The sequence below is a fragment of the Mycobacterium simulans genome (assembly GCF_900232995.1).
Lineage (GTDB): Bacteria > Actinomycetota > Actinomycetes > Mycobacteriales > Mycobacteriaceae > Mycobacterium > Mycobacterium simulans.
In genome coordinates this window covers 397,013-423,236 of the sequence record NZ_OCVX01000007.1, presented here as the reverse complement: position 1 = coordinate 423,236, position 26,224 = coordinate 397,013, and the positions used below count along the sequence as shown (strand labels likewise).

26 protein-coding genes and 1 pseudogene are annotated in these 26,224 nt (G+C 65.7%); 11 read left to right on the top strand and 16 right to left on the bottom strand.

Translation table 11 applies throughout. From position 1 onward, the window contains the following. Position 1 precedes the first annotated feature (1 nt). Genes MSIMFI_RS24075 through hisD form a run of 6 tightly spaced genes read right to left on the bottom strand, consistent with a single transcriptional unit; the run spans position 2 to position 5,279 of the window. Positions 2-802, bottom strand: a complete 801-nt coding sequence (locus MSIMFI_RS24075; protein WP_191499460.1) for an inositol monophosphatase family protein — start codon at positions 800-802, stop codon at positions 2-4. A 7-nt stretch (positions 803-809) separates the two neighbouring features. After that, complete coding sequence (priA, locus tag MSIMFI_RS24070; protein WP_191499459.1) at positions 810-1,553, bottom strand: bifunctional 1-(5-phosphoribosyl)-5-((5-phosphoribosylamino)methylideneamino)imidazole-4-carboxamide isomerase/phosphoribosylanthranilate isomerase PriA; 744 nt, start codon at positions 1,551-1,553, stop codon at positions 810-812. 12 nt (positions 1,554-1,565) lie between these two features. Continuing rightward, positions 1,566-2,162, bottom strand: coding sequence for an imidazole glycerol phosphate synthase subunit HisH (hisH, locus tag MSIMFI_RS24065; RefSeq protein ID WP_191499458.1), 597 nt, complete (start codon positions 2,160-2,162; stop codon positions 1,566-1,568). Between the two features lie 14 nt (positions 2,163-2,176). After that, the gene (gene hisB / locus MSIMFI_RS24060) at positions 2,177-2,797 is read right to left on the bottom strand and encodes an imidazoleglycerol-phosphate dehydratase HisB (RefSeq protein ID WP_191499457.1); all 621 of its coding nucleotides are present in this window, start codon (positions 2,795-2,797) and stop codon (positions 2,177-2,179) included. Next, positions 2,794-3,927, bottom strand: coding sequence for a histidinol-phosphate transaminase (locus MSIMFI_RS24055; RefSeq protein ID WP_191499456.1), 1,134 nt, complete (start codon positions 3,925-3,927; stop codon positions 2,794-2,796). Before MSIMFI_RS24055 ends, hisB begins: the two co-directional genes overlap by 4 nt. Further along, positions 3,924-5,279, bottom strand: coding sequence for a histidinol dehydrogenase (hisD, locus tag MSIMFI_RS24050; protein ID WP_191499455.1), 1,356 nt, complete (start codon positions 5,277-5,279; stop codon positions 3,924-3,926). Before hisD ends, MSIMFI_RS24055 begins: the two co-directional genes overlap by 4 nt. 47 nt (positions 5,280-5,326) lie before the next feature. On the opposite strand from hisD, the gene MSIMFI_RS24045 reads away from it, so the two are divergent. Then, positions 5,327-5,737: a nitroreductase family deazaflavin-dependent oxidoreductase gene (locus MSIMFI_RS24045; RefSeq protein ID WP_186242942.1), complete on the top strand. Its 411-nt coding sequence runs from the start codon at positions 5,327-5,329 to the stop codon at positions 5,735-5,737. Between the two features lie 118 nt (positions 5,738-5,855). Next, positions 5,856-6,593 carry a trimeric intracellular cation channel family protein gene (locus tag MSIMFI_RS24040; protein WP_191499454.1) on the top strand — a complete coding sequence of 246 codons (738 nt, stop codon included), beginning with the start codon at positions 5,856-5,858 and terminating at the stop codon, positions 6,591-6,593. A gap of 17 nt (positions 6,594-6,610) precedes the next feature. On the opposite strand, the gene nadC is transcribed toward MSIMFI_RS24040, so the two are convergent. From nadC to nadA, 3 genes are read right to left on the bottom strand one after another with little or no spacing between them, the layout of a single operon-like run. Then, the gene (nadC, locus tag MSIMFI_RS24035) at positions 6,611-7,465 is read right to left on the bottom strand and encodes a carboxylating nicotinate-nucleotide diphosphorylase (protein ID WP_396820586.1); all 855 of its coding nucleotides are present in this window, start codon (positions 7,463-7,465) and stop codon (positions 6,611-6,613) included. A 2-nt stretch (positions 7,466-7,467) separates the two neighbouring features. Continuing rightward, a complete protein-coding gene (locus MSIMFI_RS24030) occupies positions 7,468-9,069 on the bottom strand; it encodes an L-aspartate oxidase (RefSeq protein ID WP_191499452.1) in 1,602 nt (533 codons plus the stop codon). Continuing rightward, positions 9,066-10,124 carry a quinolinate synthase NadA gene (gene nadA, locus MSIMFI_RS24025; RefSeq protein ID WP_396820573.1) on the bottom strand — a complete coding sequence of 353 codons (1,059 nt, stop codon included), beginning with the start codon at positions 10,122-10,124 and terminating at the stop codon, positions 9,066-9,068. Before nadA ends, MSIMFI_RS24030 begins: the two co-directional genes overlap by 4 nt. Before the next feature lie 47 nt (positions 10,125-10,171). On the opposite strand from nadA, the gene MSIMFI_RS24020 reads away from it, so the two are divergent. After that, on the top strand, positions 10,172-10,894 hold the full coding sequence (locus MSIMFI_RS24020) for an NUDIX hydrolase (RefSeq protein WP_186242938.1): 723 nt from the start codon (positions 10,172-10,174) through the stop codon (positions 10,892-10,894). A gap of 274 nt (positions 10,895-11,168) precedes the next feature. Beyond that, positions 11,169-12,509 carry a lipase family protein gene (locus tag MSIMFI_RS24015; RefSeq protein ID WP_191499451.1) on the top strand — a complete coding sequence of 447 codons (1,341 nt, stop codon included), beginning with the start codon at positions 11,169-11,171 and terminating at the stop codon, positions 12,507-12,509. On the opposite strand, the gene MSIMFI_RS24010 is transcribed toward MSIMFI_RS24015, so the two are convergent. From MSIMFI_RS24010 to bioB, 3 genes are read right to left on the bottom strand one after another with little or no spacing between them, the layout of a single operon-like run. After that, on the bottom strand, positions 12,450-13,193 hold the full coding sequence (locus MSIMFI_RS24010; RefSeq protein ID WP_191499450.1) for a DUF2567 domain-containing protein: 744 nt from the start codon (positions 13,191-13,193) through the stop codon (positions 12,450-12,452). The two genes, MSIMFI_RS24015 and MSIMFI_RS24010, sit on opposite strands and share 60 nt — an antisense overlap. Beyond that, complete coding sequence (gene bsaP, locus MSIMFI_RS24005) at positions 13,190-13,417, bottom strand: biotin synthase auxiliary protein BsaP (protein WP_085251906.1); 228 nt, start codon at positions 13,415-13,417, stop codon at positions 13,190-13,192. The genes MSIMFI_RS24010 and bsaP overlap by 4 nt, the downstream gene beginning before the upstream one ends. Before the next feature lie 11 nt (positions 13,418-13,428). Further along, on the bottom strand, positions 13,429-14,478 hold the full coding sequence (gene bioB, locus MSIMFI_RS24000; protein ID WP_191499449.1) for a biotin synthase BioB: 1,050 nt from the start codon (positions 14,476-14,478) through the stop codon (positions 13,429-13,431). A gap of 297 nt (positions 14,479-14,775) precedes the next feature. On the opposite strand from bioB, the gene MSIMFI_RS23995 reads away from it, so the two are divergent. The 4 genes from MSIMFI_RS23995 (at position 14,776) to MSIMFI_RS23980 (ending at position 18,554) form a co-directional block, all read left to right on the top strand. Further along, positions 14,776-14,964, top strand: coding sequence for a hypothetical protein (locus MSIMFI_RS23995; protein WP_186242933.1), 189 nt, complete (start codon positions 14,776-14,778; stop codon positions 14,962-14,964). Positions 14,965-15,058: 94 nt separating this feature from the next. After that, positions 15,059-16,879 carry a hypothetical protein gene (locus MSIMFI_RS23990; RefSeq protein ID WP_191499448.1) on the top strand — a complete coding sequence of 607 codons (1,821 nt, stop codon included), beginning with the start codon at positions 15,059-15,061 and terminating at the stop codon, positions 16,877-16,879. Next, positions 16,876-17,226 carry a hypothetical protein gene (locus MSIMFI_RS23985; RefSeq protein ID WP_191499447.1) on the top strand — a complete coding sequence of 117 codons (351 nt, stop codon included), beginning with the start codon at positions 16,876-16,878 and terminating at the stop codon, positions 17,224-17,226. The genes MSIMFI_RS23990 and MSIMFI_RS23985 overlap by 4 nt, the downstream gene beginning before the upstream one ends. Further along, positions 17,223-18,554 carry a hypothetical protein gene (locus MSIMFI_RS23980; RefSeq protein WP_191499446.1) on the top strand — a complete coding sequence of 444 codons (1,332 nt, stop codon included), beginning with the start codon at positions 17,223-17,225 and terminating at the stop codon, positions 18,552-18,554. The genes MSIMFI_RS23985 and MSIMFI_RS23980 overlap by 4 nt, the downstream gene beginning before the upstream one ends. Before the next feature lies 1 nt (position 18,555). Here the strand turns inward: MSIMFI_RS23980 and MSIMFI_RS23975 are convergent, their stop codons facing one another. The 4 genes from MSIMFI_RS23975 to MSIMFI_RS23960 are packed head-to-tail and all read right to left on the bottom strand — an operon-like array spanning position 18,556 to position 22,216. Continuing rightward, on the bottom strand, positions 18,556-19,065 hold the full coding sequence (locus tag MSIMFI_RS23975) for a 2'-5' RNA ligase family protein (protein ID WP_191499830.1): 510 nt from the start codon (positions 19,063-19,065) through the stop codon (positions 18,556-18,558). Next, positions 19,065-19,745, bottom strand: coding sequence for a dethiobiotin synthase (bioD, locus tag MSIMFI_RS23970; protein ID WP_191499445.1), 681 nt, complete (start codon positions 19,743-19,745; stop codon positions 19,065-19,067). The genes MSIMFI_RS23975 and bioD overlap by 1 nt, the downstream gene beginning before the upstream one ends. After that, positions 19,742-20,896 carry an 8-amino-7-oxononanoate synthase gene (locus MSIMFI_RS23965; protein ID WP_191499444.1) on the bottom strand — a complete coding sequence of 385 codons (1,155 nt, stop codon included), beginning with the start codon at positions 20,894-20,896 and terminating at the stop codon, positions 19,742-19,744. The genes bioD and MSIMFI_RS23965 overlap by 4 nt, the downstream gene beginning before the upstream one ends. A 6-nt stretch (positions 20,897-20,902) precedes the next feature. Further along, a complete protein-coding gene (locus MSIMFI_RS23960; protein ID WP_191499443.1) occupies positions 20,903-22,216 on the bottom strand; it encodes an adenosylmethionine--8-amino-7-oxononanoate transaminase in 1,314 nt (437 codons plus the stop codon). A gap of 95 nt (positions 22,217-22,311) precedes the next feature. On the opposite strand from MSIMFI_RS23960, the gene MSIMFI_RS23955 reads away from it, so the two are divergent. From MSIMFI_RS23955 to MSIMFI_RS23945, 3 genes and pseudogenes are all read left to right on the top strand, one after another. After that, complete coding sequence (locus MSIMFI_RS23955) at positions 22,312-22,749, top strand: hypothetical protein (RefSeq protein WP_186242926.1); 438 nt, start codon at positions 22,312-22,314, stop codon at positions 22,747-22,749. A 306-nt stretch (positions 22,750-23,055) separates the two neighbouring features. Next, positions 23,056-23,724 (top strand): annotated as a pseudogene (gene ripD, locus MSIMFI_RS23950) (NlpC/P60 family peptidoglycan-binding protein RipD); the annotation flags it as partial. Positions 23,725-24,016: 292 nt separating this feature from the next. Next, positions 24,017-26,209: an acyltransferase family protein gene (locus tag MSIMFI_RS23945; RefSeq protein ID WP_191499441.1), complete on the top strand. Its 2,193-nt coding sequence runs from the start codon at positions 24,017-24,019 to the stop codon at positions 26,207-26,209. Positions 26,210-26,224 lie beyond the last annotated feature (15 nt).

Sequence of the window (26,224 nt, the reverse complement as noted above, 5' to 3'; positions counted from 1 at the left end):
CTCAGTAGTCCTCCGGTTCGCCTGTGCTGCGCAGGATCTCGATAATCTCGGCGTGCACGCCAGGGGCGGCCGCAAGAGCGGACCGCGACGCCGTAGTCCACGGTTCGCCGGCCAGGTTGGTGACCACGCCGCCTGCGGCCCGCACCAGCGCGACGCCGGCGGCGTGGTCCCACACGTGACTGCCGAAACTTATTGCGCCACCGAGAATTCCGTCGGCGACATAGGCGAGATCGATGCCGGTGGAACCGTGCATACGCAACCGCGACGACACACGGCTGAGATTCTCCAGCACCGCCGCCCGATAGCGCCCCGGGAACCGGCCCCGTGAGTCCGCGCTCAAGGATCCGGCGGCGACGAGCGTGTCGGACAGCTCGGCCGGAGCCAGCGAGGGCTGCGCTACACCGTTTTTCATCAGCGGGCCGCCGGTTACGGCGGTGTATCGCTCGTCGGTGAACGGCAACCAGGGCAGGCCCGCCACCGGCTCGCCATTGTGCAGCAAGCCCAACAGGATCGCGGCCATTGGCGATCCGGCAGCGTAGTTGATCGTGCCGTCGATGGGGTCCAACACCCAGACCCACGGCAAATCGAGGGACGGGCCGCCGAATTCCTCGCCGTGTACGTCGATTCCGGTCGCTTCGACCAGCGCGGCGACCACCTGACGCTCGATCGCAAGGTCGACCTCGGTGGCGAAGTCGTTGCCCTTCTTGGGGACCGCTGAATCGGCACGATGGCCGGCGAGAAACGGCTCGGCGGCGGCATCGAGAATTGCCGACGCCTCGACCACCAGCGCGTCCAGATCCATCGCAGGCCTACTCCTGGACCGCGGCCAGCGCCTGCGGGAGGGTGAAGCGCCCCGCATAAAGGGCCTTGCCTACGATCGCGCCCTCGATCCCCCGGCCGGTGAGAGTGGCTAGGTTGTTCAAGGCGCGCAGGTCGTCGAGGCTGGACACACCACCCGACGCGATCACCGGGGCGTCGGTGCGATCCGCGACCCCGGCCAGTAGCTCGAGATTGGGACCGCCCAGCGTGCCGTCCTTAGTGACATCGGTGACCACGAACCGCGAACATCCTTCACCGTCAAGGCGTTCCAGCACATCCCACAAGTCGCCGCCGTCGGTCTCCCAGCCGCGACCACGCAATCTGTGCTCGCCATCGACGATTTGGACGTCCAGACCGACGGCGACCTTGTCACCATGCTCGGCGATCACCCGCGCGCACCACTGCGGGTTCTCCAACGCAGCCGTACCCAGATTGACCCGTGCGCAGCCAGTGGCCAGCGCAGCGGTCAAGGAATCATCGTCACGGATACCGCCGGACAGCTCGACCTGCACGTCAAGCTTGCCCACCACTTCGGCCAGGAGTTCCCGGTTGGAGCCGCGGCCGAAGGCGGCATCCAGGTCGACGAGGTGGATCCAGTCGGCTCCATCGCGCTGCCAGCCCAGAGCGGCGTCAAGCGCTGAGCCGTACTCGGTTTCACTGCCGGCCTTCCCTTGCACCAGCCGCACGGCGCGACCCTCGACCACGTCGACAGCGGGTAACAAAATCAACGGCATCGCTTGCATTTTCTAAAGCCCCTCGACCCAGTTGCTCAAAATCGCCGCGCCACCGTCCCCGCTCTTCTCCGGGTGGAATTGGGTGGCGGCCAGCGGCCCGTCCTCAACCGCAGCCAGGAACGGCACCTGGTGCGTGGCCCACGTCAGCAGGGCTCCGGCAGACCCCTCCCATCGCTGGGCGGCGTAGGAGTGCACGAAATAGAACCGGGCGTCGGCATCCAAACCTTTGAAGAGCGCACTGCCTGGTGCGGCTTGCACGACGTTCCAGCCCATGTGCGGGATCACCGGCGCGTCCAACCGAGTGACGGCACCGGGCCATTGTCCGCACCCTGTTGTCTCCGCCCCGAACTCAACGCCGCGAGCAAACAAGATCTGCATGCCGACGCAGACCCCCAATACCGGGCGTCCATCGGCTATCCGCTCGGCGATGATTCGGTCACCACCGATTTTCCGCAACCCCGTCATGCAAGCATCAAACGCACCGACGCCGGGCACTACGAGTCCGTCGGCGGCCAATGCAGCGTCACCGTCCGCGGTCACATCGACGGAGGCGCCGACGCGCTCCAACGCACGTTGCGCCGACCGCAAATTGCCCGAACCGTAGTCCATGACCACCACCGATTTCACAGGACGCCTTTGGTGGATGGCACTCCCGAAACGCGCGGGTCGGGCTCGACAGCCTGACGTAACGCGCGGGCGACGGCCTTGTATTGCGCTTCGGTGATGTGGTGCGGGTCGCGTCCGTATAGGACGCGCACGTGCAGCGCGATACGCGCGTTCATGGCCAGCGATTCGAACACGTGCCGGTTAATGACCGTGTGATAAGGCACCGCGCTTCCCGCAATGGTGGTGTGCTGCAGGTGATCCGGCTCCCCCGTGTGCACACAATAGGGACGGCCGGAGACGTCGACAGCGGCATGTGCCAGTGTCTCGTCCATCGGGATGAAGGCGTCGCCAAACCGGCGGATGCCCTTCTTGTCGCCCAGGGCCTGGCCGAGCGCCTGGCCTAGCGCGATCGCGGTGTCCTCCACGGTGTGGTGCGCTTCGATCTCAACATCGCCCTTCGTTCGCACGATCAGGTCGAAGCTGGCGTGGCTGCCCAACGCGGTCAGCATGTGGTCGTAGAACGGGACACCGGTGTCCACATCAACCTGTCCGGTGCCGTCCAGGTCGAGCTCGATCACGATGTCGGATTCCTTGGTGCGGCGTTCTATGCGCGCGCGGCGGGTCGCAAGCGTTGTCACGGTGCTCCTACGGGGGTGGCTGGGGCCAAGTCGGTGGCGGCGATCCGGGCGCTCGCGCGCAGGAAAGCATCGTTCTCGTCGGCCAATCCGATGGTGCTGCGCAGGTAGCCGGCGATCCCGACGTCGCGGATCAGTACTCCGCTGTCCAGATAGTGCTGCCAGGCGGCCGGCGCGGCGACGAATTGCCCGAACAGCACAAAGTTGGCGTCGCTGGGTATGACCTGAAACCCCATGTCGGTCAACGCCGTTGTCACCCGTTCGCGTTCGGCGATCAGCGTGGCAACGCTGCCCAGTGTGTCGTCGGCGTGCCGCAGCGCAGCCCGGGCAGCAGCTTGGGTGACCGACGACAGGTGATACGGCAGCCGCACCAATAACATCGCCTCAACCAAAGCCGGCGTAGCAATCAAGTATCCGAGCCTGCCGCCGGCGAAGGCGAACGCCTTGCTCATGGTGCGCGTGACGATAAGCCTGGTCGGATATTCCTCGATCAATGCCACCGCACTGGGTCGGGACGAGAATTCACCGTAGGCCTCATCGACAATCAGGATGCCCGACGCCACCTCAAGCAGCCTACGCAGGTCTGGTAGCGAAACACTTTGCCCGGACGGGTTATTGGGGCTGGCGATGAACACCACATCAGGCTGGCGGTCGACCACGGCGGCGACGGCGGCATCGACGTCGAGACTGAAGTCGTCGGCCCGAACCGTTTCGAGCCACTCGGTGTGGGTTCCATCGGCGATGATCGGATGCATCGAGTAGGACGGGACGAAGCCGATCGCGATCCGCCCAGGTCCGCCGAACGCCTGCAAGAGCTGTTGCAGAATCTCGTTGGAACCGTTTGCAGCCCAAACATTTTCGACGCCAAGCTGGGTGCCGGTTTGCGCCGTGAGGTAACTGGCCAGGTCGGTGCGCAGCGCCACCGCGTCTCGGTCGGGGTAGCGGTGCAGATCCGCGGCGGCCTCCCGCACCGACCGCACGACGTCGTCGACCAATGCCTGGGTAGGCGGGTGGGGGTTCTCATTGGTGTTGAGCCGCACCGGTACCGGCAATTGGGGTGCGCCATATGGCGATTTGCCGCGCAAGTCCTCGCGCAGCGGCAGATCGTCCAATGTGGGTCGGCGTGCGGTCATCGCTCGAACCTCCGCCGTACCGCCTCACCGTGGGCCGGCAGGTCCTCGGCCTTGGCAAGCGTGATCACGTGGCCGGAGAGGTCTTTGAGCGCCGCCTCGGTGTAGTCGACGACGTGGATGCCGCGCAGGAAGGTCTGCACAGACAGGCCGCTGGAATGCCGGGCGCAGCCCGCGGTCGGCAACACGTGGTTGGAACCGGCACAGTAGTCGCCGAGACTGACCGGCGACCATGGACCGACGAAAATGGCGCCGGCCGAACGTATCCGACCGGCGACCTGCGCAGCGTCGGCCGTCTGAATCTCCAAATGCTCAGCGGCATAAGCGTTCACCACCTTGACCCCGGCATCCAGGTCGTCGACCAGGATGATGGCCGACTGGCGCCCCGACAGCGCGGCCGTCACCCTTTCCCGGTGCACGGTGGTCTGCAGCTGGGCGGACAGTTCCGTGTCCGTGGCGTCGGCAAGGTCCGGGCTGTGGGTGACCAGCACGCTGGCGGCCATCTCGTCGTGTTCGGCCTGACTGATCAGGTCGGCCGCCACATGCGCTGGATCGGCGGTGTGGTCGGCGAGGGTGGCGATCTCGGTTGGCCCGGCTTCGGCGTCGATGCCGACCTGGGAGCGGCACAACCGCTTGGCGGCGGTGACGTAGATATTGCCGGGGCCGGGGATCATGTCGACCGGCGCGAGTTCAGAACCATCGGTATCGGTGTCGCCGTAAGCCAGCAACGCCACCGCCTGCGCACCGCCGACGGCCCAAACCTCGTCGACCCCGAGTAGCCGGGCCGCGGCCAGGATCGTCGGATGCGGCAGTCCATGAAACTGACCCGGGTACCGCGCCTGTGGCGGGCTCGCGACCACCAGCGAGCCCACACCGGCGGCCTGTGCCGGCACCACATTCATCACCACGCTGGACGGGGACACCGCGTTGCCCCCGGGCACGTATAGGCCCACCCGCTCGACAGGAACCCAGCGCTCGGTGACCGTCGCGCCGGGACCCAGCGTCGTGGTTACATCGGTGCGGCGCTGATCCGCGTGCACCGCGCGGGTTCGTTCGATCATCACCTGCAGCGCATCGCGTACGTCGCGGTCCAGCTCGGCCATCGCCGCGTCCAGAGCGGCGTCGGGCACCCGGACCGCTGCGGGCCGCACGCCGTCGAATGACGCGCCGAATTCCAATGCCGCTTCGGCGCCTCGCTCAGCGACAGCCTGCACGATGGGCCGCACCTTCGGCAACACGCTCTCCACGTCGGCGCCACCGCGCGGTAGAGCGGCCCGCAACCGGGCAGGCGTCAAATCCGCGCGCCGCAAGTCGATGCGGGCCAGTACCGCAGGGGGTGTGTTCACGTGGACCATTGTCCCAGAGCAGCTCAAGTCGATATCCGACCGGTAGTGTGGCTCCCATGTCCGCAAAGGATCACCCCAACAACGCCCCTGGGGTTCCGATGTTGTTCCCGCCATGGTTCGAGCGCATTCAGATCAAATACATCAACCCAGCGTTGAAGCCGATCGCGCGCTACCTGCCTGGAACGGCAACCATCACCCATCGCGGCCGCAAATCCGGCAAACCGTATCAGACCATCGTGACCGCTTACCGCAAAGGCAATGTGCTGGCGATCGCACTGGGCCACGGCAAGACCGACTGGGTCAAGAACGTGCTGGCCGCAGGCGAAGCAGACGTGCAATTCACCCGCCGTACGGTGCACGTCACCAACGCGCGAATTCTGCCCGCCGGCGCCGACGGTGAAGGGTTGCCATTTATGGCCCGCGCGCAGCTGCGCCGGATGGGGGTGTTCGTCGCCGATATCGCCTGAGCGGCTTGAGTGTGTGCCCAGGGCATCGAGCGTGACGTCCGAGTGGAGATGTGGCCGAAATTCCGCCCGCTATTCACGATCAACGCCCTAAACGCACAGTCGTGGCTACCGTTGTGCCGTGACTGGCACGGTTGGTGAATTTCTTCGGGTGATCGATCTCGCCGGGGTGTTTGGCAATGCAGTGCTCGGCGGAATCGTGGCGCGCGAACTGCGGATGGATCCCGTCGGGTTTGTCGCGCTGGCAATCCTGTCCGGCCTCGGCGGTGGACTTATCCGGGACACCCTGCTGCAACACGGAGCGCCAATCGCGCTCACCGACTATTTGTACGTGGTAACCGCGGTCGCTGGAGCGGTCGTCGCCTTCCTCGCGCCGGTGCACGACCGCGTCTGGAGACTGACATTTCCGGTGGTGGATGCCCTGGCGCTGGGTTGTTGGGCCGCAGCGGGCGCACAGAAGACGTTGGAAGTCGGCCTGGGCTGGCTGGCGGCAGTGCTGTTGGGCACCATAACCGCGGTCGGCGGTGGAGCGTTGCGGGACCTGACGGTCCGACGAATTCCACAGATCTTCGGCGGTAACACCCTCTATGCCACCTGCGCTGTCGCTGCCAGCCTGGTGGTTGTGTTCTTCACCTATAGCGGGCACGCACCCGCAGGCACGGTCGTGGGGACCGGCATCGGCGCTGCGCTGTGTCTGCTCGCCCGCTGGCGCGGTTGGCAGCTGTGGCAGGGCTTGGATTGGGAATACGCCATCCAGCGATCGCCGGGTAAGCGCTGGCCAAGGATCAAGGTGCGGGCAAACCGAAGGGCCGCCCCGTCGGCCGAGCCGCCCGCTGACGGGCGATCAGAGCGCACTTGAAGTCAGTCGTCCGGGGGCTACATATCCAAGCCAATATCGAGGACGCGCACCGAGTGGGTCAGCGCACCCACAGCGAGGAAATCCACACCGGTGCTGGCGTACGTCGCCGCGGTCTCGAGGCTGAGCCCACCGGATGACTCCAACAAAACGGCGGGCGCGCACGCATCGCGCCGCTGTACCGCCGTCTGCGTCTGCCACACCGGGAAGTTATCCAGAAGGACTAGCTCCGGCTTTTCGGTCAGCACAGCGTCCAACTGCTCCAGCGAGTCCACCTCGACCTCGCACGACAGATCGGGCGCAGCGGCACGCACGGCCCGTAACGCGTCGACTACCGATCCCGCAGCGGCAACATGGTTGTCCTTGATCAAGGCGGCGTCGCCCAGCCCCAGCCGGTGATTGACGCCCCCGCCGACGCGCACCGCATACTTCTGCAGCGCGCGCAGGCCGGGCAGGGTCTTGCGGGTGTCACGGATTTTGGCTTTGGTACCGCGCACCGCGTCGACCCACGCGGCTGTCGCCGTGGCAATTCCGGACAGGTGGCAAACCAGGTTCAGCGTCGTCCGCTCGGCGGTCAACAGGCCGCGCGTTTCGGCACGTACCGTCAACAGCGATTCGCCCGGCTGCAACCGGGCCCCGTCCTTAACCCGATCGACCACCTGGTAGCCGTCGCTACCAAGCACCTCGTCGAGCACCAACAACGCGATATCCACTCCGGCGATCACGCCAGGCTCCCGGGTCACCATCGCTGCGGTGGCTTTCATGCCAGCGGGCACCGTCGAGATCGTGGTGACGTCCGGCCCGTAGCACAGGTCCTCGTTGAGACCGCGCCGAATGGTGTCTTGAACTGCAGCCCGCTCCCATTCGGACAGCACCGTCAACTCACCGCCGCCAATGTCTCCACACCGACCGTGTTTGGATCGTCGGCCAGCCGGACCACGCTGCTGCGTGCCTGCTCGGGCATGACACACCGATATTCCGCCCGGTGGTGACATCCCCGGCTTTCGTTGCGGGCCAACGCGGCGGCGGTCACCGTGCGCGCCGCCAGCGCTAGCGCCACGTCTTCGAAATCGCGGCGGCCCGCCAGCGTGCGAACCGGCCCGGCGCTCAGCGTTTCCGACAGCCGGTGCAGACCCTCCGCGTCTCGCACCACCGAGCCGTCCCGACTCATCGCGCGTTGCAGGTCACCGCGCTCCGGCGCCGTGTGGGTGATCGGCTCGGGCCATGGTGCCGGCGAGATCGCCCGCGAAGGCCGCGCCGCCGCCGCATGGGCAGCCGCAGCCTTTCCGGCACGGCCGCCGACCACCAAACCTTCCAGAAGGCTATTGGACGCCAGTCGGTTAGCGCCGTGCATTCCGGTGCGGGCCACCTCACCCGCTGCGAACAACCCGAGCAGCTCGGTCTGGCCATATACGTCGGTGGCGACGCCTCCGCAGCTGTAATGCGCGCCCGGGACGACCGGAATGGGTTGCCGTACGGGATCGATGCCCGCGGCCCGGCATGCGGCGGTGACGGTCGGGAACCGTGATTCGAAGCCCGCGATGCCCCGCGCGTCAAGGTAGACGCACGGATCGCCGGAGGCCTTCAAATGGGCGTCGATGGCACCTGCGACGATGTCGCGCGGCGCCAGGTCGCCCATCGGATGGACGCCGGCCGTAATCGAATTGCCTTGCCCGTCAACCAATACCGCGCCCTCACCGCGGATGGCTTCAGTAATCAGCGGCCGCCTACGGCCGGTCCGGCCGCCGGCACCGGCTGAGTAGAGCATCGTTGGGTGGAATTGGATGAACTCCAGATCGCTGACCGCGACCCCGGCCCACAGCGCCAATGCGATGCCGTCGCCGGTAGAGCCTTCGGGGTTGGTGGTCGCGCCGTAGAGGTGTCCGAGTCCTCCCGTGGCCAGGATCACCGACGGGGCGCTGATAATGCCGCAGCCGTCCCGATTGCCCACCATTACCCCGGTCACCGCCACGCCGTCATGGAGCACTCGCAGGGCCACGTGGCTGGTGCGGATGTCGAGCATGTCGGCGGCATGGTCGAGCGCCCGCTGGACCTCGGCGCCGGTGGCATCGCCACCGGCGTGCAGGATGCGTCGCCGCGAATGCCCGCCCTCGCGCGTCAAATCCCAACGGCCCGGGGCCGATTCATCGAAGCGCGCTCCATCGCAGACCAATTCGGTAACTGCGCGGTATCCGTCGGCGACGATCGAATACACCGCGTCCGGATCACACAAGCCCGCGCCCGCGGCCAGGGTGTCGGCGACATGGGCTTCGACCGAATCATCGTTGTGAGGCAACACCACCGCGATGCCGCCTTGTGCGTAATGGGTCGCGGTCACCGCCCGGGTCTTGGCCGCCTTGCTCAGTACGACGACCTTGCGGCCGGCACGGTAGGCGGCCAGCGCGGCGGCCAATCCGGCGACGCCCGTGCCGATCACGACGACGTCGGCCGTAGCCCGCCACGCGGGGCCGGCCGTCATTCGCCACCGCCGGGCTGTCCGATTTCGATCATTCGCTGCACGCTGCGCCGTCCCGCGGCCGCGATGTCCGGGTCGACGTGGACTTCGTCCGCGCCGTCCACCAGGCAGCGCAACAGGGCCGCGGGGGTGATCATCTTCATGTACTTGCACGACGCGCGATCGTTGACCGCTTGGAAGTCAACGTCGGGTGCGGCCCGGCGCAGCTGGTGCAACATGCCGACCTCAGTGGCGACCAGAACCTTGCGGGCGCGCGTCTGGTGCGCGGCGTCAAGCATGCCGCCGGTGGACAAGATCTTCACTCGCTCGGGCGGGAAGGCGCCTTCGCCGGCGAGGTAGAGCGCGGAGGTGGCGCAGCCACACTCGGGGTGAACGAAAAGTTCGGCATCGGGGTTCGTGCGGGCTTGGTCGGTGAGCTCGTCACCGTTGATCCCGGCGTGCACGTGGCACTCGCCCGCCCACACATGCAGGTTAGTGCGGCCGGTCACGCGGCGCACATGCGCGCCGAGGAACTGGTCCGGGCAGAACAACACGTGGCGGTCCGGGTCAATCGACGCAACCACCTCGACCGCGTTTGACGAGGTGCAACAGATGTCGGTGAGGGCCTTGACGGCCGCCGTGGTGTTGACGTAGGAGACGACGACGGCGCCGGGATGCTCGTCCTTCCAGGCACGCAATTCGTCGGGGGTGATCGAGTCGGCCAACGAGCAGCCGGCCCGTTGATCCGGAATGAGCACGGTCTTGTCCGGGCTAAGGATCTTGGCGGTCTCCGCCATGAAGTGCACTCCGCAGAACACGATGGTGTCCTCGGGCGCCTCGGCCGCGATCCGCGATAACGCCAGCGAATCCCCCACATGGTCGGCGACATCTTGGATCGCCGGCAGCTGGTAGTTGTGCGCCAGCAGGGTCGCCCCACGCAATCGCGCCAGGCGACGAACTTCGGCGGCCCATTCTTCGTCACCATCGATCCCGACGTAGCCAGTTGGGGAATCGGTGATACGGGCAGTCATGGCGGTCACTTCTGGGGCGAGCATGTCCATGCGGGTCAAGACCGTCACGGCGGCTCCTTTCGCACCGGGGAGGTTTTCGACTTACAATCGAAAACATGTCCCATGGTAACACCGCGCACGAAGTCCTGGCAGTTGTGTTCCAAGTTCGCAGGTTTTCGACAGGGCTTGATCAAGGGTTAACCAGGGAAAAACCGCAGCTGAACGTCCTGCTGTGGGAACGTGCGCGCGATCCACAAAAAGGCGCCTGGTCGCTTCCAGGCGGACGCCTGCGTAACGATGAGGACCTGATCACATCGGTTCGGCGCCAACTGGCCGAAAAAGTTGATCTACGCGAACTGGCCCACCTGGAACAGCTTGCGGTGTTCTCCGATCCCAACCGGTTACCCGGTACCCGGATGATCGCATCGACCTTCCTGGGGCTGGTGCCCTCCCCCGCCACCCCGGAACTGCCGCCGGACACCCGCTGGCACCCAGTGAATTCCCTACCAATGATGGCGTTCGACCACGGCCCCATGGTGGCGCACGCCCGTACCAGGCTGGTCGCCAAGATGTCCTACACCAACATCGGATTCGCTTTAGCGCCAAAAGAATTCGCACTCTCGGCGCTCCGCGATATTTACGGCGCGGCGCTCGGATACCAGGTCGACGCTACCAATCTGCAGCGAGTCCTGGTTCGTCGCAAAGTCATCACACAGACCGGCACTATCGCACAGTCCGGACGTAGCGGCGGTCGCCCGGCAGCGCTGTATCGGTTCACCGATTCGCAGCTCAGGGTTACCGACGAGTTCGCCGCACTTCGGCCTCCGGGGCAATTGTGATTCTGGTCGCGAAACCTTTGTTTCGCGATCCTCGGATTTCGTTGCCGTGGGGTTTACGACTAGATGTGACGCGCCGCACGCTGTGCCTCACACCGATTTCCCAGGCAATGCCGCTAAGTTGTATAAGAGTCAGATAAGGCTGTATAAGAAACGAGTAAGAGATGCTGGCATTCGAGTGTCAGCATTGGACTGTCACAGGGCCAACTGCGCCGCCACCTTGTTTGGTTAGCACTGCCGAAGCGCGAAAATCCCAGTGGCCATGAAGGGAGCCTCAATGGTGGAGCTCGGCAATTTGGCAGGCGCGACCCGCCCGGAATGGATCGGCCGGCCGCCACACGAGGAATTGCAGCGCAAGGTGCGCCCGCTACTGCCGTGCGACGACCCTTTCTACGAACCACCTGCCGGCTTCCAGCACGCCGCGCCCGGAACCGTGCTGCGCTCGCGTGACGTCGAAGTAGCCTTTCTGGGCCTGATCCCGCAGTCCATCACCGCGACCCAGCTGCTGTACCGGACGACGGACATGAACGGCGACCCCGAGGCGACCGTGACCACCGTCCTCCTGCCGGCCGAAGTCGCTCCAGGCGAGACCTACCCGCTGCTGTCTTATCAATGCGCGATCGACGCGATATCGTCCCGCTGTTTTCCGTCCTATGCGTTGCGCCGGCGGGCGAAGGCCCTCGGCTCATTGACCCAACTGGAACTTCTGTTGGTCAGTGCCGCGCTTGCGGAGGGCTGGGCGGTTTCGATCCCTGACCACGAAGGAATCAAGGGGCTCTGGGGGGCACCGTATGAACCTGGCTACCGGATCCTTGACGGGATCCGGGCCGCCCTGAGCTCAGAACGACTCGCGTTATCGCCATCGGCACCGATTGGGCTGTGGGGCTACTCAGGCGGCGGACTAGCTAGCGCCTGGGCCGCCGAAATGTGCGGTGAATACGCGCCTGAGCTTGACATTGTCGGCGCGGTATTGGGGTCACCCGTCGGCGACCTGGGCCACACCTTCCGCCGGCTGAACGGCACTCTTCTATCCGGTTTGCCGGCCTTGGTGGTGGCCGCGCTGGCACATAGCTATCCCGACCTAGGCAAGATGATCGAGGAACACGCCAACGACGAAGGGCAGGCACTGCTTCGCGACCTGGAGACGATGACGACCTTGACCGCCGTCATTCGCACGGTCAACAAGGACCTCGGCGACTACCTCGACGAGCCGCTCGAGGACATCCTGTCCACGCCGGCGGTTGCGCACGTCTTCGAGACCACCAAACTTGGCGCCGCGGGGCCCCCACCGCCGGTCTTGATCGTGCAGGCCGTGCACGACTACCTCATTGACGTCGATGACATCGACGTGCTCGCCGACGCCTACTCAGCCGGCGGCGCCGACGTCACCTACCACCGCGACGCGTTCAGCGAGCACATGTGCCTGCATCCGCTGTCTGCGCCGATGACACTTCGCTGGCTCACTGACCGGTTCGCCGGTCGGCCGCTGACCGACCATCTCATCCGGACCAAGTGGCCGACCATGTTCAATCCGATGACCTACGCCGGGATGGCGCGACTAGCGGTCATCGCCGCCAAGGTCATCACGGGCATGAGGATCGGCCGGCGTCCGCTCTGACGCCGGTTTCGACACCGAGGCTTCCGACTCCGCGGCTGGATACGCGCCCAGGTCATCGCGCGCGCTGCCAGCCGCAAGCAAGGCGTATACCAGCGACGTCACCGCGGCCGGTGCCATAAGAGTGGCCGCCACCTGCAGCGGCTGGAGCGCAAAGAACACCGGCGGCGCCTGCCTGACGTACGTCAACGAGTGGTCGCCGCCTGCCAGCGTCACGGTGTCGAAATTCAGCGCGCCGTAGTGCAGCCGGACCAACAGCGCCCCAACCACCGCCGCGACCGCGGCCGCAGCCACCGATCCGATCGCAAGCGCGACGGCCATCCCAGGCCCACGGTGTTCGCGCCACTGCCACACCAGTACCGCTGCCACCACCGCCATCACACCCAGTAAGCCCAACATCAGGAATGGCGCGACGAAGAAGTTTTGCGATTCGCTACCCAGGTACTCGTGGACTCGCTCGCCCGCTCGAGAGATCGCCACGACCGCGTGGATCGAAGGTGCGATCCACGCCCACAGTGCACCTGCCAGAACGCCGGTCGCCGACAGACTCAGCACCACCGCGGTGACCGCACGCGTTCGCGAAGTGGACAGCGCGCCGGAAGACTCCCGCTGGAAAGGCTCAAATCCCGAGGGCCCGGGACAGTCTGGAAGCCCTGGGGACGCCGCGAGGCCTGCTTGTTCGGTCATCGTCGTGCCTCCAGGTCGGCCGAATCCACCTGTCCGTGCCGCGAGCAGCGGGCCCACCAGCCGTCGGGACGAACCTGCACGACCATCCGACGTCCGCACTGGGCGCAGAACCGAGGGGGCTCCAGGCCTAACTGGGCCGCGGTCGGCGTGACCGTACCCGCCAATTCCCCCGTGTAGACGTTGTAGACGCCGGCGGCGACGGGAGCGCCCAGGTTTCCAGCCATGATGTCCTGCTTTACAAGCTGGCGTTGAGCGCCTTGATCGGCATCTGCAAGTCGTCGAGCAGTTCCAAATCGGCTTCGGCCGGGCGGCCGAGTGTAGTGAGGTAATTCCCGACGATCACGGCATTGATGCCGCCCAGGATGCCTTGCTTGGCGCCGAGGTCGCCCAGCGTGATCTCGCGGCCACCGGCGAAGCGCAGCATGGTGCGGGGCAGTGCCAGCCGGAACGCGGCCACCGACTTGAGCGCTTCGGTGGCCGGCATCACCTCCAGGTCGCCGAACGGGGTACCGGGGCGCGGGTTGAGGAAGTTCAACGGGACCTCGTCGGGTCCGAGTTCGGACAGCTCAGCAGCGAATTCCGCCCGTTGTTCCAGCGTCTCACCCATGCCGAGAATGCCGCCGCAGCACACCTCCATGCCGGCGTCGCGGACCATCGACAACGTTTGCCAGCGCTCTTCCCAGGTGTGCGTCGTTACGACGTTGGTGAAGAACGAACGCGCGGTCTCGAGATTGTGGTTGTAGCGATGCACACCCATCGCTGAGAGCCGCTGAACTTGCTCGACGCTCAGCATCCCCAACGAGCAGGCGATGTTGATTTCGACTTCGTTGCGGATCGCCTCAATGCCAGCGGCGACCTGGGCCAACAACCGCTCGTCTGGTCCGCGTACCGCGGCCACGATGCAGAACTCGGTGGCGCCGGACTTGGCCGTCTGTTTGGCCGCCTCGACCAGGCTGGGAATATCCAGCCAGGCGCTGCGCACCGGCGAGGCGAAGAGCCCCGATTGGGAGCAGAAATGGCAGTCCTCCGGACAGCCGCCGGTTTTCAGGCTGATGATGCCCTCGACCTCGACCTCGGGACCGCACCAGCGCATCCGCACCTCGTGGGCCAGTGTCAGCAGTTCCTCGAGCCGCTCATCGGGTAGCTGCAGCACTTGCAGCACCTGGTCCTTGGTCAATCCCTCACCGAGCTCCAGGACCTGATGACGCGCGACCGCGAGGATGTCTGAGGCGTTCACGGCATCCCGGTCGGCGTCGACAATCGGTCCAGCAGCCGCCTGTGTCATCAAGTACTCCCCTAGGTTCTTGCTTTTCGGCAGATTTACCGCGGTCTGATCGCGGCCGAGCCGAACGGTGTTGAGGCTAGGGTAGCGGGCTACGCGTCGGTACCTGGCGCACACTGGCTAGTCCGCACTTTCGCATGGCCGCCTTTGCACCGCCTTCAGGCGAACGACCAGCGAATTCAGCGTCAGGCAGCGCTGGCCAGAACGGTCAGTCCGGCTAACTCGCCGGAGGCCGGCTGGTGGGGCCATCGCAGCCTGAGGTTGGACGGCGTTCCGGCTACGGCCGGGTATACACACACCATGACCACAGCGCACGTCGCGTACCTGGCGCACCACGGGTTGTTGCTCGCGATACCGGCCTTCTTGCCCGCGGTGATCCTCGTCGGAGTGGTCTTGTACGCCGCGATCCGAGACCGCCGAAACGCGGGCGACGGCACGTCGGACGACTCCAATCAACGAACCAACACTTCAGACGACACGCGTGATTGACGGGCCCTGAATCGGGGCACTACCAACTGGATCGCGAACTTACCTCGAAGTAAGAAGCGGTCGTCGGCGCAGTTGGGAGGACACGATGGAGTCGATGGGACGCATGCTTATCGCTGAGGCGCCGGCGCGCGGTGCGGGCCTGAACCAGGTGATCGGGCTGTCGATCGCCGCGTTGGTCATAACCCTGGTGATGCTGTGGGTGGGTCATGCGCACCGCAGCCATCGCATCAGCTGGCTGCAGCGGATCGCCGACCGGATGGGCGAAAAATTCCACCGCCCTAACTGGGTCGCGCTGCCCGTGCTGCTGTTCACCACGTCGATCATTGGCGCGCTGTTCGGCTTTATCTGGGATGTGAGCTGGCACATCGGCAACGGCCGCGATCCCGGGCCGCTGGCCAATCCGGCGCACTACTTCATCATCATCGGTCTGTTCGGGATATTTGTCGCGGGCATGTTGGCGATCGTGCTGCCGTTCGACAAGCCGGGACCCGCCCCGGTGCGCATTACCAGCAATTGGCACGCACCCGTCGGCGGTGTGCTGATGGCTGGCTGCGGACTTTACGCGTTGATCGGATTTCCGCTCGACGACATCTGGCATCGCCTCTTCGGACAAGACGTCACCCTTTGGGGCCCAACACATTTGATGATGATCAGCGGCGCGGGATTTTCGCTGTTTTCGGTGCTGATGCTGGAATACGAAGGCGGGCGGGCACTGCCGCAGGAAGCCCCCGAGCGTCCGTTCGTGGTATTCCTGCGCTACCTGTCCTGCGGCGGGTTGCTGATCGGCCTGTCGGTCTACCAGATCGAATACGACTTTGGTGTCGAGCAGTTCCGGCTGGTTTTGCAGCCGATGATGATCGCAGGCGTCGCGGCGCTGGGGCTGGTGGTGGCCCGCATCACCATGGGGCGCGGCGCGGCAATCCTGGCTGCGCTCTTTGCGATTGGGCTGCGCGGCCTTGTTGCGTTGCTGGTGGGGCCGATCTTGGGAGCTCCGACGAACTGGTTCCCGCTGTATCTGGGCCCCGCGGTGGTGGTCGAGTTGCTAGCGCTGACGCCATTGCTTAGGCGCCCCATCGCTTTTGGTGCCATTGCCGGTCTGGGCGTCGGTACCGTGGGGCTTTGGCTGGAGTCGCTGTGGATCGGCGAGGTCTACCACTACCCGTGGCCGGTAAACATGTGGGGCGAAGCCCTGGCGATGGCGGTGCCGGTGGCGGTGCTGACGGGCGTGTGCGGGGCGCTGATGGGAATGGTGCTGACCGGACAACGTCTACCGAGCCGCGCGATCGGCATCTCCGTGGTCGCGGCGACGGTATTGGTCATCGGCGGCGCGGTGGCCAATGGATTGCACATTGTCGTCCCGAAGCAGAACACGGCGACCATAACCTTGACCGACCTGCCCAGCCCGCCAGGACAACGCATGGTTTCCGCTGACATACAGCTCAATCCGCCGAATTTCGTGAGCGACAATCCGGAATGGCTGTCGATTCTGTCGTGGCAGGGGCGGATGGAGAATCACCGGGGGCTGGTGATCGATCGACTCGAGCGAGTCGGCCCGGGGCACTACCGCTCCACTGCGCCGGTTCCGGTCTGGGGATCGTGGAAGACGCTGCTTCGAATCCAGGACGGCGTTACATTGACCGCGGTGCCGATCTATGAGCCAGCCGATGAGGCCATTCCTGCCGCCGAGGTTCCCGCCCTGGCCTCCATCACCCGTCCGTTCGTCCAGGAGATCACCATCCTGCAGCGCGAACGCGACCAAGACAGTCCGGTCTGGTTGTTCAACGCCGGCTCGGTGGTGGTGTTGATCCTGACCCTGATGGTGATCGGGTCCATCGCGTGGGGAGCTGGCCGAATTAATGGTGAATCCACGCCCCAACCGGCAGAGGAGGACAAGCGTCCCCTGGTAAGTCGATGAGGCTTCGTCGCGTTCTGCTCGCTGCATGGTTAGTGGGACTGGTGGCGTGTGGTAGTTCACCGCCGAAGCCGTCCGGGCAGGGCCTGGTAATCGACGTCACCATCGCTGCGGGGCAGGTCCAGCCAGCGAACGCCCGAATGCAGGCCAAGGTTGGCGACCAGATCACGCTACGGGTCACTAGCGACGCCACCGATGAGCTGCACGTGCATTCGGTACCCGATCACAAGTTCGCGGTCGCGGCCGCACCGAATCAGAATTTTCAGTTCAGCGTCGACGTACCGGGCACTGTCGACGTCGAGCTGCATCACCTCAAGCGCACGATCACCACAATTCAAGTGCAGCCGTGACCAGCGATCACTCCGCGGCGGTGCTTGCGCATGGCCTCGGCGGATCGACCGACCTTCCCGTTCCCTATGCGTATGCGATGGTCGGAGCGGCGTGGGCATTGACGTTCACGTTCGCGGTCGTTGCCTTCGCGTGGCGGCAGCCACGGTTTGATCCTGCCAAGCCCGGACACGCGCTACCGACGGCCCTGGCGACGCTGGTCGATTCCCGCGTCACGCGGTTGACCGCCGCCGGGCTGGCGTTGGCATTCGCGGTCTGGGTGCTGCTGGCCGGTGTGTGGGGTCCGCAAACGCAAGCCAACGGTTTGCTCGGGGCCTTTTATGTACTGCTGTGGGTTGGATTGGTGGCACTCTCGCTGCTGTTCGGCCCGGTCTGGCGAGTGCTGTCACCGATGCGCACGGTGTATCTGCTGCTACCACGACGGCACCGGAAGCCGCGGTTCACGTATCCGGAAAAGTGGGGGTACCGCCCCGCCGCGCTGGGCCTGTTCGCGTTCGTCTGGCTGGAGCTGGCCAGTCCGGACTCGGCGTCACTGCCGGCGGTGCGAACATGGCTGCTGATCTATGCGGTGGTGTTGCTGGGCGGGGCCTGGTTGTGCGGCCAGCGGTGGCTGGCTCGGGCGGACCCGTTCGGCGTGTACAGCATGGCGATATCCCGCCTGTCGCCGTTCTGGCGAAATCCGACAACCGGAAAAATCGTTATTGGCAATCCTTTTGACCATCTGCCGTCGCTGCCGGTACGTCCGGGCGTTGTCGTCATGCTGGCGGTATTGCTCGGGTCCACGGCTTTCGACAGCTATTCGGCGTCACTGACGTGGCGCAATTTCTCAGACCGGGTGGCGCGTACCGCCCACGGTGTGCCCGAGACGGTGACGTCGTCGGCGCTGCGAACAATCGGGCTGATCATCTTCATTTCCGTTGTCGCCGTGACCTTTTCGCTTGCGGCACGCGCTACGGGCGGTGTCAACCCCGAACAGCGCCGCGCCTTGCCGGGCCGGATGGCGCACTCGCTGATCCCGATCGTGGTGGGCTACATATTCGCCCACTACTTGTCGTATCTCGTGGAGCGCGGCCAGCAGACGATCATAGCCCTGACCGATCCGCTGAGTCGCGGATGGCACGTCGCCTATGTGTTGTCGATGCACCCGCCGGTGCTGGCGACGATCAAGGTTGCGTGCGTGGTCACCGGGCACATCGTGGCCGTGATCGCGGCTCACGACAAGGCGCTGCGGCTCCTACCCGACGGCCATCAGCTCACCGGGCAGCTCACCATGATGCTGGTCATGGTCGGCTATACCTTCACCGGCTTGTATCTGCTGTTCGGCGGCTAAATTAGCTGATCGGATACTCGGTGCGCTTGGTGCCGCCCCAACGGCGCAAGCCGGCGAAGTGGCCGTTGATCTGCGATGGCCGACCCCCAATGCGCAGCGCCCGCCCCAATTGAGTGCCACCGACCCGGCGTGCCAGCGTGACATGTCCGGTCCACTGACCGGGCAGACTGTTCGACATCGGCGCCGGCACCAAATGCGGCAGGCACAGTCGGTGCACCTCAGCATGCAAGGTCAACAGATCGCTCGTCGGCACCACGAGCCGCGCGAACACAACGTTGGCCCGGCCGAACAACACCGGTGCACCGATAACGCAGCGCAGCGGCAACCAGGCTGCGATCGGACTCAGCAGCTCGTCGACCTCCGGGGCCACCCGTTCGGCAACTGCCAGGGTGACGTGGGGGCGACTGGCCGGCGCCTGGCTGGGGATTCCGGCGGCGGCGAGGTCCGCCCAGGTGCGACGGATCGCCGCCTCGGTATCGAGGTCGAAGACCAGCTCGATCGAATGCACCATCACCCGACCAACCTGTTCACCCAGTCGCGGTCGAACACCGCCGCGCTCATGGCCGCGAAGTCCGCCGGGTCCAACGATGCGGCGCCGGCCGGCAGCGCGGCTCGCACCTCAGCCAGCCGGGCCAGCGCGGACCGATTCTTGGCCTGCACCAAGGCGGGTCGCTCCGGCCAGCTGCCAATCACCAGTCCTGCGCACGAAACACCTTGTGCAGCAAGTGCTTCCAGTGTTAGCGCGGTATGGTTGAGGGTGCCCAGCTCGGCAGAGACCACGACCAGGGCAGCGGCATCCAAGTCGACGGCAAGATCCCGCAAGGTAGCGCCGGAGTCGCAGAGCTCGACCAGTAGTCCGCCGGCGCCCTCGACGAGGGTCAACCGTTTCGGACGGTCCAGGTCACGGATGAGCCTCAGGACTTGGTCGCGGGTGGGCAACGCCATCGCTTCCTGCTCTGCCGCGGCGGTTGGCGCCATGGGCTGCGAATATCGCGCCAACCCGACGAGCTCGGTCACCCCAGACAGTCTGCCGACCTCGGCGAGGTCATCATCTCCGGTGGCGGTACCCGTCTGAACCGGCTTGCATACCGCCACATCGAAGCCGGCCTGGCGCATGTGAGATGCCAGCGCCGCAACGGCGACAGTCTTGCCGACACCCGTGCCGGTCCCGGTGACAACCAGGACGGTCAACGGCGCGAAAGAGCGTCGGTGAGGACTCGTCGCGCGAGTTCGAGTTCGGCGGCATTCAGCGAGGCGCGCGCGGTAAGCCGCAGCCGCGACGTCCCGACGGGCACCGTCGGGGGCCGGAAGCACCCCACCTTCACACCGGCATCCAGGCAGGCAGTCGCGGCCGCCAGCGCGACCTCCGGATCACCCAGGATCACCGACACCACCGCCGACTGTGGTGGCTGGGGTACCCCGCAGATCCGGGCCAGTTCGCCGGCATGCTGCAGCACCGCTGCCGGCCGCCATGGCTCGGCCTTCAGGGTGCGCAGCGCAGCCAGTGCCGCACCCACCGCCGCGGGCGCCAAGCCGGTATCGAAAATGAACGGCCGGGCCGCGTCGATCAGATGCGCCCGCACCTCGGACGGCCCGAGCACTGCCCCACCCTGACTGCCCAGCGCCTTGGACAGCGTCGTGGTCATCACCACATTCGGCGAACCCGCCAACCCGGCCTCGTGCAGCAGCCCGCGCCCGCCACCACGCACACCAAGGCCGTGCGCCTCGTCGACGATGAGCAGCGCACGATGGCGACGGCACACATCTAGCAACTCGCGAATCGGCGCCAGTGCGCCGTCGGCGCTGAAAACCGAGTCGGTGACGACGACGGCGCGCTCCTCGTCACGCGAACCCAGCGCCGCGTCCACCGCGTCGACGTCGCGGTGCGGCGTCACCACCACCCGGGCCCGTGACAGTCGACAGGCATCCACCAGTGACGCGTGCGAATACGCGTCGGACACCAGCAGAGACCCTGGGCCGGACAGGCCGACGACCGCTCCCAAGTTGGCGGTGTATCCCGAGGAGAACACCAAGCCCGCCGCGGCGCCGACGTAATCGGCGAGTTCGGACTCGAATTCCTGGTGCAGCTCGGTATCGCCAGTGACCAGGCGAGAGCCCGTCGCACCGGCGCCCCACACACGCAGCGCCTGGACACCACCATCGATCACGTCGGGGTGTTGCGACAGACCAAGGTAATCGTTGGAAGCCAGATCCAGCTCGGTGGGGACGGCGGTACGCGGCCGCAGGGAGCGACGCAGCCCGGCCTCGCGGCGCTGCCGCTCCACGGCCTCCAACCAGGCCAGCGGTGAATTATCGATCGGAGCCTGCGTGGAGGCTTTCATGGAGGATCAGCCTACGAGTCGCGCGACCTCGACCATCGCCGAGGTGATCTGCGCGATTTCGGCGGGCGGGCAGATGTACGGCGGCATCGCGTAGATCAGGTTGCGGAACGGGCGTAGCCACACGCCGCGGTCCAGCGCCTCGTGCGTGGCAACAGCCAGATCAACGGGCCGATCGCACTCGATCACGCCAATGGCGCCACACACCCGCACATCGCTGACGCCGGGCAACGCACGCGCGGCCTCCAGGCCGGCGGTCAGACCGGCGGCGATCTCGGCGATCCGCGACCGCCAGTCCTGGCCAAGTAGCAGCTCGACGCTGGCCACCGATACCGCGCAGGCCAGCGGGTTGGCCATGAAAGTGGGGCCGTGCATGAGCGCACCGGCCTCGCCGGCGCTGATGGTGTGTGCGATCTCCGTTGTGCACAAGGTTGCGGCCAGGCTGAGGTATCCGCCGGTCAGCGCCTTGCCGACACACATGATGTCCGGGCTCACCCCGGCATGGCCGGCGGCAAACAGCTCCCCGGTACGGCCGAAGCCGGTCGCGATCTCGTCGAAGATGAGCAACACCTCGTGGCGACGGCACATATCGCGCAGGTCGGCCAGATAGCGCGGATCGTGGAAACGCATCCCGCCCGCGCCCTGCACGACCGGCTCCACGACGACCGCGGCCAGCTCGGCTGTGTGCTGCGCGAGTTGCTTTTCGAACCCGGCGCTGTAGCCAGGTTCGTAGTCCCGTGGCACCTGTGGCGCGAACACCTGCCGCGCCAAGATGTCGGTCCACAGCGAATGCATGCCGCCGTCGGGGTCGCAAATACTCATCGGCGTGAAGGTGTCGCCGTGATAGCCGCCCCGCCAGGTCATCAGCCGATGCTTGCCAGGCCGGCCGCGGCTGCGCCAGTACTGCAGCGCCATCTTCACCGCGACCTCCACCGACACCGAACCCGAGTCGCTAAAGAACACCGTCTCCAGACCCGCCGGGGTGATCTCCACCAGCAGCTTGGCCAGCCGGGCTGCCGGCTCGTGGGTCAGGCCGCCGAACATGACATGGTTCATCGTGCGCAGCTGGTTGGCCAGCGCCGCGTCCAGGTCGGGGTGGCCGTGCCCGTGGATCGCCGTCCACCAAGAGCTCATCGCGTCGAGCACCTCGATCGGCGTGCCGTCGCGCATCAGCGTCAGCCAAGAGCCGCGAGCCGCGACCGCGACCACGGGTTGGACGGCTTCCCTGCCGATAGTGCTGTAGGGGTGCCACAGATGGGCGGCGTCGATCGCGCTGATCTGCTCGGGCGTCAAACCCGGACCGAAAGTTCCAGGACGCAACATGGGGACCGACCCTAATGCAGGCCGCGCCGCACGAGCGGCGCCATGCATACGGCGCGGGTCGCACAAACGCCAAGTATCGGGGAGCATTAGACGCCATGGCTTCGCCGAATCAGCACGATGACAGCCCGGGCGCCGAATCCCCGCCGGTAACCGACGACTCCGGCGATCGGGCGCCACAAGTACTCAAGCTGCGGATCGCACCTTGGGACGTGGTCTGCACCGCCGCGATCTTGGGGGTCTTGCTCATCTTGGTATCGATGACCAGCTGGCCAACGCGACTCTTCGGCTTCACCGAAAACGTGTGCCTGGCTGAGGATTGCCCACCGGTGCCATACGGCCTCAATTACTACATCTACCCGGTGATGTGGGGTGGCATCGGCGCGGCCATATCGGCAGCCATAATCGGCCCGTTCGTGTCCATGTTGAAGGGCTGGTACATGTCGTTCTGGCCGTTCATCGCGATCGGCGTCATCACCCTCACTTCGGTGCTCGGCTACGCAATGACCGGCTTCAGTGAGCGTTACTGGCACTGACGGCGGTGTCTGACTGATCACGCGGCGGCAACGCCCGTGAGACCCAAATCACAACTGCCCATACAAGATTGGGCGTGCCAGTCACCGTCCGGTCACGTTCCGACAAAGGTTCCTCCGTGGATCTGGCGACCGGCAACTTCTGTTGTCAAAGTGTCTGTAGTGACGGGTGTGAATACAGAGGCTAATTGGCTGGTTCACATTCCCAAGCGTCATGCAGCGGCGCTAGGCCCGACGCGGCGGTCATCGCGCCGAAGCACACAGGATCCTAAGAGGGCCCACCAAGTGGGCCGAGGAGGTTGGAACCCCATGAAACGCATCTACGCTTTCGCGGTCGGTATGGCGATCGCGGTTGCCCCGGTGGTGGCCGCCCCCGGCATCGCGGCCGCAGACCCCGCCGCTAGGCCGATGGACTACCAGCAAGCCACCGATGCGGTGATCGCGCGCGCCCTTTCGCAACGCGGCGTGCCGTTCTCCTGGGCCGGCGGCGGTGTCACCGGCCCCACCCGTGGCACCGGCACGGGTATCAACACAGTCGGGTTTGACGCCTCCGGCCTGATCCAATACGCCTATGCCGGCGCCGGGCTCAAGCTGCCGCGTTCGTCCGGCCAGATGTACAAGGTCGGTCAGAGGGTACTGCCGCAGCAAGCCCGCAAGGGCGACCTGATCTTCTACGGCCCCGAGGGCACCCAGAGTGTTGCGATGTACCTCGGAAATGGGCAGATGGTGGAGGTGGGCGACGTCGTCCAGGTCTCGCCGGTGCGTAACAGCAACATGGCGCCCTACCTGGTCCGGATTCTCGGGACTCAACCGGCACCAGCACAGACCGTGCCAGGGCTGCCAGCACCAGCACAGACCGCGCCAGGGCTGCCAGCGCCGGCGCAGACCGCGCCCGGAGTCCCTGCGCCCGCGCAGACCGTACCCGGCCAACTGACCCCGGCGCAGACGGCGCCAGGGCAAACGGCACCCGCGCAGACCGTGCCGGGACTGCCAGCGCCGGCGCAGACCGTACCCGGCCAACCGGCGCCGGCACAGACGGCGCCGGTACGGCAGGCGCCGTTGCAGACGATGCCTGGACAATTGCCACCCGCGCAGCAGGTGCCAACGCAGCAGGTGCCGACGCAGCAGGTGCCAACGCAACAGGCGCCATTGCAGCCGACTCTCGTCGCGCCCACACGATAATTCCCTAACCTCAACCACCCGCCACCCGCTTCCCCTGCTGCTCAGCGGAGGAAAGCGGGTGGCGGGTTGGGTAAATTGGCTGTCAACCATGATCAGCCTGTCGCCGCCTCCCGCACCGGTCGCCACCACGGCACCAGCCCATGAGCCAGTCCGAACGACCGGTTTCTACCGCTACGACCTCGACGGCTTGCGCGGCATTGCGATCGCGCTGGTGGCCGTGTTCCACGTCTGGTTCGGGCGAGTCTCGGGCGGGGTGGACGTCTTCTTGGCGCTGTCCGGTTTCTTTTTTGGCGGCAAGATCCTCCGCGCTGCACTCAACGCGTCACTCTCACCGGTAACCGAGGTGGTCCGGCTGGTCCGACGGCTGATTCCGGCTCTGGTCGTCGTCCTCGCCGGGTGCGCGCTGCTCACCGTCCTAGTGCAACCGCAAACCCGGTGGGAGACGTTCGCCGACCAGAGCCTGGCGAGCCTGGGCTACTACCAAAACTGGGAACTCGCAAACTCGGCGTCGGACTACCTGCGCGCCAGCGAGGCCGTCAGCCCGTTGCAACACATCTGGTCCATGTCCGTGCAGGGCCAGTTCTACCTTGCCTTCCTGCTCCTCGTTGCCGGCTGCGCATACCTCTTCCGTAGCCTTTTTAGGGGCCTGTTTAGGGGCCTTTTTCGGGGCTCGCGGGTCCCCTACCTACGGGCCATGTTTGTGGTACTGCTGGGCGCACTGACGGTTGCCTCGTTCGGCTATGCGATCATCGCCCATCAGGCCGACCAGGCCGCCGCGTATTACAACAGCTTTGCGCGAGCGTGGGAGTTATTGCTCGGAGCGCTCGTTGGCGCGCTGGTGCCCTACGTCCGCTGGCCGATGTGGGTGCGCAGCATCGTCGCCACCGTCGCGCTGGCGGCGATCCTGTCGTGTGGCGCGCTGATCGACGGTGTCAAAGAGTTCCCCGGCCCATGGGCGCTGGTACCTGTCGGAGCCACGATGCTGATGATCCTGGCCGGGGCCAACCTGCAAAGCCGCCCCAATACCAGCGATCGGATGCCGCTACCCAATCGACTGCTGGGCATCGGCCCACTGGTGACGCTGGGCGGGATGGCATATTCCCTGTACCTGTGGCACTGGCCACTGCTCATTTTCTGGCTCTCCTACACCGGCCACCGCCGCGCCAACTTTGTCGAGGGCACGGCAGTACTGCTGGTGTCCGGGTTGCTGGCTTACCTGACGATGCGCTACGTCGAGGACCCGTTGCGGTACCGCGCATCCGCCGCCGAATCAACCGCGACGAACACAGCGATTCCCTGGCGGTTACGGTTGCGCCGCCCGACCATCACGCTGGGCTCGATAGTGGTGCTGCTGGGCGTCACCCTGACCGCGACCTCGTTCACCTGGCATGAGCACGTGATCGTCGCGCGTGCTTCCGGCAAAGAACTGAGTGGACTCAGCGCCCTGGATTATCCCGGCGCGCGCGCCCTGACCGACCACGTGCGAGTGCCCAAGCTGCGGATGCGGCCCACCGTGCTGGAAGTCAAGGAAGACCTCCCCGCGTCCACCAGGGACGGCTGCATCAGTGATTTCTTCAACCCGGCGGTAGTGAACTGCACGTACGGCGATACGGATGCCACCCGCACCATCGCACTCGCCGGCGGATCGCACGCCGAACACTGGCTGACCGCGCTAGACCTGCTCGGTCGTATACACCACTTCAAAGTGGTGACATATCTCAAGATGGGCTGCGCGTTGTCCACCGAGCAAGTCCCACTGATCATGGGCAACAACGCCCCGTATCCGCAGTGCCGCGAATGGGTGGAAACGACGATGGCCAAGTTGGTCACCGACCGTCCCGACTACGTGTTCACCACATCCACCCGACCATGGAACATCAAGTCGGGCGACGTGATGCCGGCAACCTACATTGGGATCTGGCAAACGTTGTCCGACAACAACATTCCCATCCTCGGCATTCGTGATACCCCATGGTTGGTCAAAGACGGCCAACCGTTCAACCCCGCTGATTGTCTGGCCAAGCGCGGCAACGCGGACTCGTGCGGGATAAAGCGGTCCGACGTGCTGTCCGAACACAACACGACCCTGGATTTCGTCGCGCAGTTCCCGCTCCTCAAGCCGCTGGACATGTCCGACGCGATCTGCCGACCAAACATCTGTCGGGCGGTCGAAGGAAACGTCCTGATCTACCGCGATGCTCACCACCTGACCCCTACCTACATGCGGACCCTAGCCCCTGAGCTCGGCCGGCAGATCGCGGCGAGCACCGGCTGGTGGTGACACACCACCGCGCCG

What these genes read in the sequence shown, in the direction of transcription:
- MSIMFI_RS24075 (WP_191499460.1), bottom strand. Translation starts at nt 802, where the DNA reads ATGGATCTGGACGCGCTGGTGGTCGAGGCGTCGGCAATTCTCGATGCC.
- priA (WP_191499459.1), bottom strand. Translation starts at nt 1,553, where the DNA reads ATGCCGTTGATTTTGTTACCCGCTGTCGACGTGGTCGAGGGTCGCGCC.
- hisH (WP_191499458.1), bottom strand. Translation starts at nt 2,162, where the DNA reads ATGGACTACGGTTCGGGCAATTTGCGGTCGGCGCAACGTGCGTTGGAG.
- MSIMFI_RS24055 (WP_191499456.1), bottom strand. Translation starts at nt 3,927, where the DNA reads ATGACCGCACGCCGACCCACATTGGACGATCTGCCGCTGCGCGAGGAC.
- hisD (WP_191499455.1), bottom strand. Translation starts at nt 5,279, where the DNA reads ATGGTCCACGTGAACACACCCCCTGCGGTACTGGCCCGCATCGACTTG.
- MSIMFI_RS24045 (WP_186242942.1), top strand. Translation starts at nt 5,327, where the DNA reads ATGTCCGCAAAGGATCACCCCAACAACGCCCCTGGGGTTCCGATGTTG.
- MSIMFI_RS24030 (WP_191499452.1), bottom strand. Translation starts at nt 9,069, where the DNA reads ATGACGGCCGGCCCCGCGTGGCGGGCTACGGCCGACGTCGTCGTGATC.
- MSIMFI_RS24020 (WP_186242938.1), top strand. Translation starts at nt 10,172, where the DNA reads ATGTCCCATGGTAACACCGCGCACGAAGTCCTGGCAGTTGTGTTCCAA.
- MSIMFI_RS24015 (WP_191499451.1), top strand. Translation starts at nt 11,169, where the DNA reads ATGGTGGAGCTCGGCAATTTGGCAGGCGCGACCCGCCCGGAATGGATC.
- MSIMFI_RS24010 (WP_191499450.1), bottom strand. Translation starts at nt 13,193, where the DNA reads ATGACCGAACAAGCAGGCCTCGCGGCGTCCCCAGGGCTTCCAGACTGT.
- bsaP (WP_085251906.1), bottom strand. Translation starts at nt 13,417, where the DNA reads ATGGCTGGAAACCTGGGCGCTCCCGTCGCCGCCGGCGTCTACAACGTC.
- bioB (WP_191499449.1), bottom strand. Translation starts at nt 14,478, where the DNA reads ATGACACAGGCGGCTGCTGGACCGATTGTCGACGCCGACCGGGATGCC.
- MSIMFI_RS23995 (WP_186242933.1), top strand. Translation starts at nt 14,776, where the DNA reads ATGACCACAGCGCACGTCGCGTACCTGGCGCACCACGGGTTGTTGCTC.
- MSIMFI_RS23990 (WP_191499448.1), top strand. Translation starts at nt 15,059, where the DNA reads ATGGGACGCATGCTTATCGCTGAGGCGCCGGCGCGCGGTGCGGGCCTG.
- MSIMFI_RS23985 (WP_191499447.1), top strand. Translation starts at nt 16,876, where the DNA reads ATGAGGCTTCGTCGCGTTCTGCTCGCTGCATGGTTAGTGGGACTGGTG.
- MSIMFI_RS23975 (WP_191499830.1), bottom strand. Translation starts at nt 19,065, where the DNA reads ATGGTGCATTCGATCGAGCTGGTCTTCGACCTCGATACCGAGGCGGCG.
- MSIMFI_RS23965 (WP_191499444.1), bottom strand. Translation starts at nt 20,896, where the DNA reads ATGAAAGCCTCCACGCAGGCTCCGATCGATAATTCACCGCTGGCCTGG.
- MSIMFI_RS23960 (WP_191499443.1), bottom strand. Translation starts at nt 22,216, where the DNA reads ATGTTGCGTCCTGGAACTTTCGGTCCGGGTTTGACGCCCGAGCAGATC.
- MSIMFI_RS23955 (WP_186242926.1), top strand. Translation starts at nt 22,312, where the DNA reads ATGGCTTCGCCGAATCAGCACGATGACAGCCCGGGCGCCGAATCCCCG.
- MSIMFI_RS23945 (WP_191499441.1), top strand. Translation starts at nt 24,017, where the DNA reads ATGATCAGCCTGTCGCCGCCTCCCGCACCGGTCGCCACCACGGCACCA.